Source organism: Maribacter sp. Hel_I_7 (genome assembly GCF_000688315.1).
GTDB classification, from domain to species: domain Bacteria; phylum Bacteroidota; class Bacteroidia; order Flavobacteriales; family Flavobacteriaceae; genus Maribacter; species Maribacter stanieri.
In genome coordinates, this window is sequence record NZ_JHZW01000003.1 from 1,702,521 (window position 1) to 1,715,845 (window position 13,325).

At 33.9% G+C, this 13,325-nt stretch carries 11 protein-coding genes; 7 read left to right on the plus strand and 4 right to left on the minus strand.

Annotated elements, in window-relative coordinates; all coding sequences use genetic code 11:
* Positions 1-219: 219 nt before the first annotated feature.
* Entirely contained in the window at positions 220-1,560 is a 1,341-nt protein-coding gene (locus tag P178_RS0119100) for a DUF4270 family protein (protein ID WP_081819474.1), read from the plus strand.
* Positions 1,550-2,803, plus strand: coding sequence for an OmpP1/FadL family transporter (locus P178_RS0119105; protein ID WP_027067738.1), 1,254 nt, complete (start codon positions 1,550-1,552; stop codon positions 2,801-2,803). Before P178_RS0119100 ends, P178_RS0119105 begins: the two co-directional genes overlap by 11 nt.
* 169 nt (positions 2,804-2,972) lie before the next feature.
* Here P178_RS0119105 and rpsA read toward each other — a convergent pair whose 3' ends face one another.
* Positions 2,973-4,808: a 30S ribosomal protein S1 gene (rpsA, locus tag P178_RS0119110; RefSeq protein WP_027067739.1), complete on the minus strand. Its 1,836-nt coding sequence runs from the start codon at positions 4,806-4,808 to the stop codon at positions 2,973-2,975.
* A 262-nt stretch (positions 4,809-5,070) separates the two neighbouring features.
* Here rpsA and P178_RS0119115 point away from each other — a divergent pair, with 262 nt between their 5' ends.
* Positions 5,071-5,451 carry a LysM peptidoglycan-binding domain-containing protein gene (locus tag P178_RS0119115; RefSeq protein ID WP_027067740.1) on the plus strand — a complete coding sequence of 127 codons (381 nt, stop codon included), beginning with the start codon at positions 5,071-5,073 and terminating at the stop codon, positions 5,449-5,451.
* A gap of 50 nt (positions 5,452-5,501) precedes the next feature.
* On the opposite strand, the gene cmk is transcribed toward P178_RS0119115, so the two are convergent.
* Both cmk and lon read right to left on the minus strand, forming a co-directional pair.
* On the minus strand, positions 5,502-6,197 hold the full coding sequence (gene cmk / locus P178_RS0119120) for a (d)CMP kinase (RefSeq protein ID WP_027067741.1): 696 nt from the start codon (positions 6,195-6,197) through the stop codon (positions 5,502-5,504).
* Positions 6,198-6,225: 28 nt separating this feature from the next.
* Positions 6,226-8,676, minus strand: coding sequence for an endopeptidase La (lon, locus tag P178_RS0119125; protein WP_027067742.1), 2,451 nt, complete (start codon positions 8,674-8,676; stop codon positions 6,226-6,228).
* Positions 8,677-8,939: 263 nt separating this feature from the next.
* Here lon and P178_RS0119135 point away from each other — a divergent pair, with 263 nt between their 5' ends.
* Genes P178_RS0119135 through P178_RS0119150 form a run of 4 tightly spaced genes read left to right on the plus strand, consistent with a single transcriptional unit; the run spans position 8,940 to position 11,882 of the window.
* On the plus strand, positions 8,940-9,494 hold the full coding sequence (locus P178_RS0119135; RefSeq protein WP_027067743.1) for an RNA polymerase sigma factor: 555 nt from the start codon (positions 8,940-8,942) through the stop codon (positions 9,492-9,494).
* Positions 9,494-10,057, plus strand: a complete 564-nt coding sequence (locus P178_RS0119140; RefSeq protein ID WP_027067744.1) for a hypothetical protein — start codon at positions 9,494-9,496, stop codon at positions 10,055-10,057. Before P178_RS0119135 ends, P178_RS0119140 begins: the two co-directional genes overlap by 1 nt.
* On the plus strand, positions 10,038-11,129 hold the full coding sequence (locus P178_RS0119145) for a hypothetical protein (protein WP_027067745.1): 1,092 nt from the start codon (positions 10,038-10,040) through the stop codon (positions 11,127-11,129). Before P178_RS0119140 ends, P178_RS0119145 begins: the two co-directional genes overlap by 20 nt.
* Before the next feature lie 27 nt (positions 11,130-11,156).
* Positions 11,157-11,882: a head GIN domain-containing protein gene (locus P178_RS0119150; protein WP_027067746.1), complete on the plus strand. Its 726-nt coding sequence runs from the start codon at positions 11,157-11,159 to the stop codon at positions 11,880-11,882.
* Between the two features lie 45 nt (positions 11,883-11,927).
* On the opposite strand, the gene P178_RS0119155 is transcribed toward P178_RS0119150, so the two are convergent.
* The gene (locus P178_RS0119155; RefSeq protein WP_027067747.1) at positions 11,928-13,268 is read right to left on the minus strand and encodes an MFS transporter; all 1,341 of its coding nucleotides are present in this window, start codon (positions 13,266-13,268) and stop codon (positions 11,928-11,930) included.
* Between the last annotated feature and the right edge of the window lie 57 nt (positions 13,269-13,325).

Consider the following 13,325-nt stretch of genomic DNA (forward strand, 5'->3'; position numbering starts at 1 on the left):
TTTCTTTTCTGGTTCAAATCTACTAGAGACCTTAGTGTCCAAAAAACACAATAGATTAAGGTTGGTTTTTAACATACCAAACCCAGTTTTTCATCTACCAACACAAACATTTCATTAATAGTTTAAATAACTGAGTTCATCCCTTAACATTGGGGATTCGTCTATTCAGGTTTTTACAACCGTACTTGGTATTTAGTTTTGATAAAAATTAAATTCTAAATGAAGGTGTTCCTAAACAAAGTACGTGCGCTCTACATCATAATGTTTGGCGGTTTCCTCTCTATTGCTGTAATATCTTGTAGCAGTGAAATATATAATGATTCAGAATTTGTAGCTGGTGAAACGTTTACAGACAGTAATATTCGTCTTATACTGGTTGATACATTGACGGTCAGTACTTCTACCATGAAGTTTGATAGTATTACCACTTCTGAATCTACTAGAATACTTACTGGTAAATACACAGACTCCGTTTTTGGATCCATAACAGCATCTAGCTACATGCAGTTTTTACCAGAAACCTACACTATTGACAGTGAAGCCGAATTTGATAGTATTGTTATGGTATTAGGGTATGATAAGTATTATTACAATGACACACTACAGAAGAACACAATACACATTAAAAAAATAAACGAAAACTTAAAGCCTGAAAGCGATGATTACTTCTACAATACTAGTAACATTGGCTATGATGAAGATGATTTAGGTTTTTTAGAATACTACCCAAGACCATTGGCTGGAGATTCAATTACTATTACCCTTGTTGATGATTTTGGTACAGATGTATTCTCTAGACTACAAGAAAAAAACATTGTAAATTCTGATGAGTATAGAGATTACTTTAAAGGAATTGGTATTGTACCAGATGACACCGATAATGGTTCTATTATTGGCTTTTCTAAATCTTCCGAAAACACTTATCTACGTTTATATTTTAGTACAGATACAGCAGATGAATCTGTGCAAGAATATATGGACATTCAAATAAATGCAACAACATCCCCTATTCCATTTTTTAATAAAATTACGGCAGATGATCCTATTGCCCCTCTGCAAACGCTTACCAATAGCAAAGTAAATTTAGAAAGTGCCGACTCTAACAACCAAAGCTTTATAGAATCTGGTATAGGTATAGCCATGCGTGTACAGTTTCCACATATTAACAGCCTTTATGACATACCTGGTAATGGAACAATACTGGATGGCGTTCTTAAAATAAAACCTGTTGCACAGTCTTATGACGACCATTTAAAGCTTAGAGACACGCTTGCCGTATACGTTGTTGACCAGAACAATAATTTGACGGAAACCTTAACCTCTACATCTTACGCCATTCTTAACAGAGACAATCAAGAATTCAATGACATCTATTATGAAATATCGCTGGCTTATTATTTGGAAGAATTACAATTAAAAGACAGAGATATAGATGATGCATTAATATTACTTCCTATAGATTATAATTCTTCTGTTGATCGATTTATTATGAGTGGAAATGGAAATGGCGAAAACGAAACAATTTTAGAATTAACATACGGTATATACGATGAAGATTAATCAAATTATATTTAGTACAATCACCTTATTAGTAATAGGCTCTCAATATATTTTTGCCCAGTCCGAGGCATTAACGAGTTCTCCATATTCATTATATGGTTTAGGGGTTATTAACCAAACCAGCATTGGCAAATTCAATAGTTTGGGCTACAGCGGTATTGGGATAAAATCGCCCTATGAACTTAATAACTTAAATCCTGCTAACTACGCATTGGTTCCACAGAATTCATTTTTATATGATATTGGGGTAACAGGTGAATATAATAATTACAGTAATTCATCTGCCTCCGAAGGAAAATCGAATGTCAATTTCTCAAATCTTGCATTCGGATTTAGAGTAATGGAAAATTTAGGCGCAGGTATTACGATGACACCCTATAGTGACGTTGGATACTCTATTCTGGGAGTTAGCAGTAATATAGAAGGTTCAACAGAAAGTTTTGAAAGTAACATTACAGGATTGGGCGGTCTAAACGAAATTAAACTTAATGTTGGTTACTCACTTACACCTAAACTAAGACTTGGCTTAAGTGCTTCGTTTTTATTTGGAAATATTGAAGAAACCGAATCTTTTATTTACAGTTCCACCACATTTGAATCTATAGAAAAAACCAACTATAGTGGGGCGAGACTAGGCTTTGGATTTCAATATGACATCAATGACAGAATTACTATTGGTGGTACTGCACAATTACCAACAAGTTTAAATGGTAACCTTAAAAGATCTGTAAATAAATCCCTTTCTGGAATAGATATTTCAGTTGAAGATGAAAGTTCTGATTATGTTTCAGATTTTAAACTACCCTTAGAACTTGGGTTTGGGATGAGTATAAAACCTATAGAAGAGATAACTTTTAGTGCAGATTACAAGAAAAACTTCTGGACAGACACCGATCAATCTGAAAATATTGGCAACTATCAAGACCAAGATATTTATGCATTTGGATTAGAATACCTTCAAGACCCTTCTAGTTATAAGTATGGTCAAAGAATAAGCTACAGATTGGGCTACAATTATGATAATGGATATTTAGCCATTGGCGATAGTAAAGTAGAAGGTTACAATTTTACTGCAGGTGTTGGTATACCTACAAGCAGAGGCACGCATTCAATGATTAACCTATCATATAGTTATGGCTCTAAAGGATTATTACAAAACGTTCTAGTCAAAGAAAACTACCACCTTATTACATTAAACCTAAGCTTAGAAGATTTATGGTTTGTGAAGAGAAAAATCAATTAGTAAAAGACAGCGAATAGAAATTATACAAAGTCCTATTCATTTTAAATTCTCCACTAGTAATTCATTTTCTTAGAACCCTAATAGGAACCGATTAAATGAAAACTAAAAAAGCCCGGATATATATCCGGGCTTTTACTTTTAATCCTTTATCAGGATCTATAATAAGAAATTACTTCTTCTTAGAATCAGCTTCCATCTTATCTTTCAACGCTTGTAGTGCATCGTTAGCATCACCTAAAGTAGGCTTAGCTTCATCTGCGCTAGCCGCTTGTCTTTTGACAGCTGCCTTAACATTACGTTGTTCTTCTTCACGGAAAATAGCAGTATGACTAGCTACAACACGCTTGAAGTCTTTATTGAACTCAATAATCTTGAATTCAGCTTCATCGCCTTTACCTAGTTTCTTACCATCTTCTTTCTCTAAATGACGTTGAGGAATGAATGCAGTAATATCTTCGTTAAATTCAATTGTTGCACCTTTATCAACTACATCAGAAATGGTTGCCGTATGAACCGTACCCAAAGCGAATTCAGTTTCATATTTATCCCAAGGGTTTTCAGTAGTTTGTTTATGACCTAAACTTAACTTACGACCTTCAACATCTAATTCTAATACTTCAACTTCTAAAGTATCGCCTACGTTAGTAAACTCAGATGGATGCTTGATTTTCTTAGTCCAAGAAAGATCAGAGATGTAAATTAAACCGTCAATACCTTCTTCTAGCTCAACAAAAACACCAAAGTTTGTAAAGTTTCTTACAATACCTTTATGTTTAGAAGCTACAGGATATTTAGTTGTAATATCAGTCCAAGGGTCTGGAGTCAATTGCTTGATACCAAGAGACATTTTACGATCTTCACGATCCAATGTCAATACAACCGCTTCAACCTCATCACCAACATTTACGAAATCTTGTGCAGAACGCAAGTGCGTAGACCAAGACATTTCAGAAACGTGGATAAGACCTTCAACACCTTCAACAACTTCGATGAATGCGCCATAATCAGCTATAACAACTACTTTACCTTTTACTTTATCACCAATCTTAATTTCATCAGATAAAGCTTCCCAAGGATGCTTCTCTAATTGCTTAAGACCTAATTGTATTCTAGATTTGTTTTCATCAAAATCAAGAATTACAACATTTAATTTCTGATCCAATTCAACAACCTCGTTCGGGTGGTTGATTCTGCTCCAAGAAAGGTCAGTAATGTGAACTAAACCATCAACACCACCAAGATCAATAAAGACACCGTAAGAAGTAATGTTTTTAACAACACCTTCTAATACTTGTCCTTTTTCAAGTTGGCTAATGATTTCTTTCTTCTGTTCTTCAATATCAGCTTCAATAAGAGCTTTATGAGAAACAACAACGTTTTTAAATTCGTGGTTGATCTTTACAACCTTGAATTCCATTGTTTTGTTAACATACTGATCATAATCACGAATAGGCTTAACATCAATTTGAGAACCTGGTAAGAAAGCTTCAATACCAAATACGTCAACGATCATACCACCTTTAGTTCTGCATTTAACAAAACCACTAACGATTTCTTCTTTGTCATGAGCCGCATTTACACGGTCCCAAGCCATAATAGTTCTCGCCTTTCTGTGAGATAATACTAGTTGACCACTTTTATCCTCACGAATATCGATCAATACCTCTACTTTGTCACCAACTTTTAAACCTGGGTTGTAACGAAATTCGTTTAACGAAATTACACCTTCAGATTTTGCGTTGATATCAATAATAGCTTCTCTATCTGTGATATAAACTACCGTTCCCTCAACTACTTCCTCATCGGCAGTATCAACGAAATTTTCGGCTACTAAACTTTCAAATTCCTTTAATTTAGAATCATCAACACGCTCAATTCCTTGCTCGTATTTTTCCCAATTAAAGTTTTCTAAAAATTCTTGTGGATCTTGCTGTGGAGTTTCAACAGCTTGTTGTGTTGCTTCAGTAGTAGCTTCTACCTCTGCGTTTGTTTTTTCTTCAGCCATTTGCTGATTAATAATTTGTATTTCATAACCTTATCAAGACTTAGGCAACGACTATGAAAGTTGTTATAATTATTTGTTTATCTAATCCCTTCTCTCTTGACTTCCTTGCGAAAAAGGTGTGCAAAAATAATCATTTTATTTAAATTAGACAACTCAACTAATTATGTTTCATTCATTTATCGATTATGGCACGATTTTGGAATAAAATATTATAAATATGCGTAACTTAGAAGCATAAAATTAACCATTAAAAATTATAATTATGAGTGTTAAAGCGAAGTATCAAGGTCTTTTAGACTTAGGTGAGCAATTAGGTATAAAGGACGGTAACGTTACTGTTGAAGGTGATGTTCTTAAAATAAAAGGACAAGCAAAAACTCCTTATGAAAAAGACCTAATGTGGGATAAAATTAAGCAAATAGGTGGCGAAAGTCCTTCTGATATAAAAGCTAATATTACTGTTGAAGATGAATCTGTATATCACAGACACGTTGTTAAGGGTGGTGAGTCTTTAAGTAAGATAGCTAAGCATTACTATGGTGATCCTATGAAGTACAAAGCTATATTTGAAGCTAACACTGGTGTTTTGAAAAACCCAGATGTTATTCATCCAGATCAAGTATTGGTTATTCCAAACAACTAGTATATATAATATATATTTAAAAAGAGGTTAGCAATGCTAACCTCTTTTTTTTATGCTTGACTTTCTATAACTCGAAGGGAATGTTCATACATTCTTTGAAATTGATCTTCTAAACCTAAATCACTATTATCAAACTCTATAGCGTCTTCAGCTCTTTTTAAAGGTGATATTGCACGATTACTATCAATATGATCTCGTTTTTGAACATTCTCCAGAATATCTGCATAAACAACATCCTCCCCTCTATCCAATAATTCTTTATATCTCCTTACCGCACGTTTCTCTGGTGATGCTGTCATAAAAATTTTAAGTTCAGCATCTGGGAATACCACTGTGCCAATATCCCTGCCATCCATAACAATACCTTTATCAACACCCATTGCTTGTTGCATAGCTACCAATTTCTCTCGCACAGCTGCGATAACAGAAACCTGACTCACATTTTTTGACACAGGCATAGTTCTTATTTCCTTCTCTACATTTTCGCCATTCAAATACATTTCGGCAAAACCTAAATTTGAATTAAAAACAAATTTTAAGTCTATATCATCTAAAGTTTTAATCAATGAATCTTCATCAATTTTATCTTCCTCTATAAACCCGGACCTCATAGCAAACAAGGTTACGGCGCGGTACATTGCACCTGTATCTACATATATATAATGTAACTTCTTAGCTAATTGTTTAGCTAAAGTGCTCTTGCCTGTAGAAGAGAAACCGTCAATTGCTATTGTTATTTTTTTCATTCTAACATAAATATAAAGAAAAGAGAATTTATAACTCCTTGGCGTTTTTTACTTTAACATCTGTAATTGCAATATCTATAACCTCAGACATTTCTTTTACATAATGAAAAATAAGTCCTTTTAAGTATGATTCTTTAATCTCCTTAATATCGCGCTCATTGTCGGCACAAAGAATAATTTCCTTTATACGGGCTCGTTTAGCAGCTAGAATCTTCTCTTTGATTCCACCTACAGGTAATACCTTTCCACGTAACGTAATTTCACCCGTCATAGCCAAGCTCTTTTTAATACGTTTCTGAGTAAATAAAGAAACCAATGATGTCAACATGGTTATACCGGCACTTGGCCCATCTTTTGGCGTTGCTCCTTCTGGCACGTGAATATGTACATTGTAATTTTCAAATACAGTAGGATTAATATTAAACCTTTCTGCATTAGACTTTATATATTCCATTGCAATGGTAGCCGACTCTTTCATCACCTTACCAAGGTTACCGGTAATACTCATAGTTCCTTTACCTTTTGAAAGTATCGATTCTATAAACAGAATATCACCACCTACACTTGTCCACGCAAGACCTGTTACAACACCTGCAACTTCATTATTTTCATATTTGTCTCGTTCCATTTTGGGTGCTCCCAAAATTTCAATAATATCTTCGTTGCTTACCTTAATATCATATTCTTCCTCTGTAGCAATAGATTTAGCTGCATAACGTACCATTTTAGCAATCTGCTTCTCTAAAGAACGAACTCCAGATTCACGGGTATAACCCTCCACAATTTTTTCTAATTGTGGTTTGCCAATTTTTAAATGGCTAGTATCTAAACCATGCTCAGTCAATTGTTTTGGCAATAAATGCTTTTTAGCTATTTCTACCTTTTCCTCAATGGTATATCCACTTACATGAATAATCTCCATACGATCTCTCAATGCTGGTTGTATACTACCTAAATTATTGGCTGTAGCAACGAACATCACTTTAGAAAGGTCATAACCTAACTCTAAAAAATTATCGTGAAAATCGCTATTCTGCTCAGGATCTAACACTTCTAACATTGCAGAAGATGGATCACCTTGATTACTATTAGATAATTTATCTATCTCATCTAGTATAAAAACCGGATTTGATGTACCTGCCTTTTTAAGACTTTGAATTATTCTACCTGGCATAGCACCAATATAGGTTTTTCTATGCCCTCTAATTTCAGCTTCATCACGTAAACCACCTAATGACATTCTAACGTACTCTCTACCTAATGCCTCTGCAATAGATTTTCCCAATGAAGTTTTACCAACACCCGGAGGTCCGTACAGGCATAAAATTGGAGATTTCATATCGTTTCGCAGTTTCAATACCGCTAAATATTCAATGATTCTCTTTTTAACATCTTCTAAACCAGAATGATCACGATCTAGAATTCTTTGTGCTCGTTTTAAATCGAATTTATCTTTTGAATACGATTTCCAAGGTAAATCCAATAATAAATCTAGATAGTTTCTTTGGATTGAATATTCAGCCACTTGCGGATTCATCCGCTTCATTTTTGATAGTTCTTTCTCAAAATGCTCTCTTACCTTTTTGCCCCATTTCTTCTTTTTAGATTTGACTTTCATCTCCTCTAATTCCTCATCATAAGAAACCCCACCTAATTCTTCTTGAATGGTTTTCATTTGCTGATGCAGAAAGTACTCTCTTTGCTGCTGGTCCAGGTCATTTCTAACCTTAGACTGAATATCATTCTTAAGCTCTAATTTCTGCATTTCAACATTCATATATTTCAATGTTGCCAATGCTCTTTCTTGCAAGCTTCCTATTTCTAGTAAATCTTGTTTTGCTTTTACATCTAAATTTAAATTAGAAGAAACAAAGTTTATAAGGAATGAATCGCTTTGAATGTTTTTAATAGCAAATGAAGCCTCACTAGGAATATTAGGGTTATCCCTAATTATTTTCAGCGCCAATTCTTTGATCGACTCAATAATAGCCAAGAACTCTTTATCGTTCTTTTCAGGTCTTATCTCTTTAGTCTCCCTTACTGTAGCTGTTAAATAAGGCTTTTTAGTTAACACCTCTGCAACCTCAAAACGTTTTTTACCTTGAATGATTACAGTTGTATTACCATCTGGCATTTGTAGAACACGCAAAATTTTTGCGACTGTACCCAAAGTATTAATATCCTGTACATCAGGATTTTCAGTTTCCTCGTTTTTTTGAGATACTACGCCAATTACTTTAGAACCATTATTGGCATCTTTTATTAAACGAATACTCTTATCCCTTCCTGCAGTAATAGGTATTACTACACCAGGAAAAAGAACTGTATTTCTTAAAGGCAAAATCGGTAAGGTTTCTGGTAGCGTTTCACTATTCATTTGTTCCTCATCTTCTGGGGTCAATAGTGGTATAAGCTCAGAATCTTGATCGATTCCCTGTAAGGACATGTTGTCAAAATTTGAAAATTTAGAATCTCCCATACTCATATATCGGTCATTCTGTCATTAAACCAACAGAATTTTATTTTTATAAATTATACATAAATGCCGTAAATGCAATGAAAACTAAGCTATTATAGCTTTTAACACCTTCATTTGCACCTATGTATTTCAATTCTTGTGCCAAGTGAAAAGAATCATTTTAAAAATTAAACAGAATAGAAATAAAGAATAATATCATATTAATTCTAACAAACTGTAACAAACCGTAAATTGAATCATCTTTCAATAAAACCAATCACTTTTTGAGCCAACAAAGAGAACATATTGATGAGCTAGTGCAATTGTGCATGGCCGGTAAACAGAGTGCACAGCTAGAAGTGTATAACAGGTATTACAAGGCTATGTTCAACACATCAATCAGAATCGTAAAGGACACTGCCCAAGCAGAAGACATTATGCAAGAATCGTTTTTAAGCGCATTTACGAAACTGCATACTTTTAAAGGTGAAGTAACTTTTGGATCCTGGTTAAAACGCATTGTTATTAACAACAGCATACATCAATATAGAAAGCAACAAAAAAAGAATGAAGTTGCTTTAGATGAAGTATTGTACAAGGTCGAAGATAATGACGGAATTGCATCTGACAATGTGTTTACAGAACTAAAGGCTCAAAAAGTGATGGAAACCATGAAAGATTTAAAAGACAATTACAGAATTTCTTTGACCTTACATCTAATTGAAGGGTTTGATTATGATGAAATCAGCGAAATCATGAACATTAGTTATGCCAATTGCAGAACTACTGTTTCACGAGCTAAAGAAAGTTTAAGAAAGAAATTAATACTCGCAGTCTAATGAAGAAAGATACTATTGACGAGCTTTTTAACAAGCTACAGGATATTATAGATTATGCGGAACCCACAAATGGGCACCAGCAACGTTTTTTAGAAAAATTAAATGAATCTAAAGGAGCAACAAAACTTACACCAAAGAAAAATAATTCTTGGTTACTATTTTTATCTGTTGCCGCATCAATCGCTATTTTATTATCTGTAGGCATATTTCAACTTAATACTGCTAGTAGCATTGATGATAAGGTTGCCGAAATTTCACCTGAAGCTTCTAAGACCCAATTTTATTTCGCCAATTTAATCGAAGAGCAAATCAACGAACTGAATTCTGAAAAATCACCAGAAACAGAAAAAATAATTAATGACACCATGACCCAATTGAAAAAGCTTCAATTGAATTACACCAAAATGGAACAGGATCTTTTAAACGGTGGTAATAGTAAACTTATATTAAGTGCTATGATTACCAATTTCCAAACCAGAATAGACCTTTTAAACGAGGTAATGATACAAATTGAAAATATTAAATCAATTAAAAAATCGAATGATGAAAACTATACTATATAAATATACCTGGCTATTATTATTAGCATTTACCACTGTAGCCAATGCCAACGATACTGATTTTAATGGCAAGCATACTAGAGAAAAGACCATTAAAAAAGAATTTAATGTCAATGCTAATGCATTGCTAAAAATCAACAACTCATACGGTAATTTAAATATCACTTCTTGGAACGAGAATAGGGTCGTTATCGAAGTTCATATTAAAACCAATGGTAATAACGAAGAAAAGGTTCAGAAAAAACTAGATGAAATTTCAATTGATTTTGAAGCCAGTAGCGAACGTGTTTCTGCAGAAACTATTTTCAATAAAAGTAGTAATGGCTGGGGATGGAGCTGGGGAAACAACAACAATGTTAACATGCAGATCAACTACACCATAAAAGTTCCTGTAAAAAACAATGTTGATCTTAGTAATGATTATGGCAACATTATTCTTGATAGAATTGACGGTCATGCTAGAATTAATTGTGACTATGGTAGACTAGAGTTGGGTGAACTTAGAGGTCGAAACAACCGTTTAAACTTCGATTATACTTCTAAGTCTACAATTGGATATATCAATAGTGGAGAAATAAGAGCTGACTACTCTGGTTTCACTATAGAAAAAGCAGGAAATCTTGCTATTAATGCAGACTATACCAACGCTAGTATTGGCATTATGGATAACTTAGAGTATACGAGTGATTACGGCAATATGGATATTGACGAATTAAAGAGTATTGATGGTAACGGCGATTATATTACTGTAAAATTAGGTACCGTACATGGTGATGTTTCTATTGTTGCCGACTATGGATCTATAAGAATAGAAGAACTTGCCGCTGATGCTGGCGATGTAAATATTAGAACTGACTATACCGGAATCAAAATTGGATATCATAGTGAATACCATTTCGATTTCGATATTTCGACCAGTTATGCAGGAGTTAGTGGAAAAGATGACTTTACCATAAACATCAGTACAGAAAAATCTTCGGACAAACACTATGAAGGTTTTTATGGGTCTAAAGGAAGTGGAAATAAAATAACGCTATCAAGTGACTATGGCGGAATCAGTTTTACCAAAAAATAATCAATCAATCAATTAAATATGAAAATCATGAGAAAATTAAGTGTATTAGTATGTGCAGGTCTACTATCCTTATCTTGTTCTGCCCAATGGGGAAAAACAATTAAAGGAAATGGAAATAATGTAACCATAGAAAGAAGCACCGGAGATTATGACGGCGTAGCGGTTTCTGGCTGGTTTGATATAGATTTGGTTGCAGGTAGTGAAGGTGAGATTACGCTAGAAGGTGAAGAGAATCTATTAGAATATATCATTACCGAAGTTAAAGATGGCAAATTGGTTATTAAAACGGAAAAAGGTGTAAATCTTAAATCTAGTAACTGGAAGTCTGGAATTCATATTACAGTGCCGATAGAATCTATAAGTTCTGTGGCCATGTCAGGATCTGGAGATATTGTTGGTAAAACAAAAATTAAAACAGACAAATTCAGTACGGCAATGTCTGGTTCTGGTGATATTACGTTAGATATCGACACTAACACTATATCAGCTACAATGTCAGGTTCAGGGGATATTACCCTTAGCGGTAACACTACTGATTTTGAAGCAACTATATCAGGTAGTGGGGATATTGAAGCATATGGCCTTGAGGCTGATAATGTTGAGGCAACCGTTTCTGGATCTGCAGACATACAAGTAACCGCAAATAAATCTATAAAAGCGCGTGTATCTGGATCGGGTGACATCTCTTATAGAGGCAATCCTGAAAAAGTAAATACAAAAACCTCTGGTTCAGGAGATATCTCTAAAGGGTAAAGTATAAAATCAAAATAGCGAACAATCAATTCAATTAAGCCTCTTTTAAAGGGGCTTTTTTGTTTCATTAACCCTAAATAGCAATATAATACCGCCTAAAAAGAATACGAACAAAAATAGAATGGCATATCTCATATTGCTTACTTGATCTATTATAGCAAAGAGTGCCATACCTATAACAATACCTATTTTTTCAGCTACATCATAAAAACTAAAATACGATGTAGTATCTTCTGTTTCCGGTAAAAATTTTGAATATGTTGATCTCCCTAAAGATTGTACACCTCCCATTACCAAACCGACAAAACCGGCTGCAATATAAAACTGAATAGGTGTTACCATAAAGTAAGCATAAACACATAATAGCATCCAAATAGCATTTACAACTATTAGCGTTTTAATATTACCATATTTTTCTGATGCTTTGGAGGTAATAACAGCACCAATTATGGCTACCAATTGTATAACCAATACACTAATAATTAAACCTGTAGTCTTTTCACTTGCAGAAACCCATGCAATTTCTTTTTCTCCGAAATATACTGCGACTAGCATAATTGTTTGTACAGCCATACTAAACACAAAAAAAGCGTTTAGATAACGTTTTAGTCTTTCATTTTCTTTCAATTGACCCCAGACAACTTTAAGTTCCTTTAACCCATTAAACACAATATCTTTAGTTATTTGGTGCCCTTTACCTACTCCCTTTGGCAGCACCCAAAATGTATATTGACTAAAAATCAACCACCATAATCCGACTGTTATGAATGATATTCTCATCGCTTCTACCTTAGCCAAGTTTAGTGAATCTTCAGTTTCACCAATATCAAACCCAAACAACTCTGGTTTCATGACCATTGCCAAATTCAATAACAACAATAGAACACTCCCAAAATAACCTAATGAAAATCCTTTTGCGCTAATACTATCTTGTTGATCTTCAAACGCAATATCTGGCAAATACGAATTGTAAAAAACTAGACTCCCCCAATACCCTATTAATCCCATAAAATAGAACAACAGACTAAGATGAATATGCTCTAGATCAAACCAATACAACCCAATACAACCCAAACTACCTGTATAGCAAAAAAACTTCATGAACATTTTCTTATTGCCAACATAATCTGCTATACCAGATAATACAGGCGACAAAAATGCTACAACAAGAAAGGTGAAAGCAGTAACTATTGAAATGAGAACGGTCTGCTTCATATCAAAACCAAATGCAGTAACCAATTCATCTTTAGTCGAGAATAGTGTAGAATAATAGATAGGAAAAATTGAAGATGCTATAGTTAATGTATAAACCGAATTAGCCCAATCATAAAAGGCCCATGCATTCAATAATTTTTTACTCCCTTTTAGATCTAATGTTTCTCCCATATATAAAAAATAAAAGCCGTTCATTTCTGAACGGCTTCAATATACAATAATCCTTAA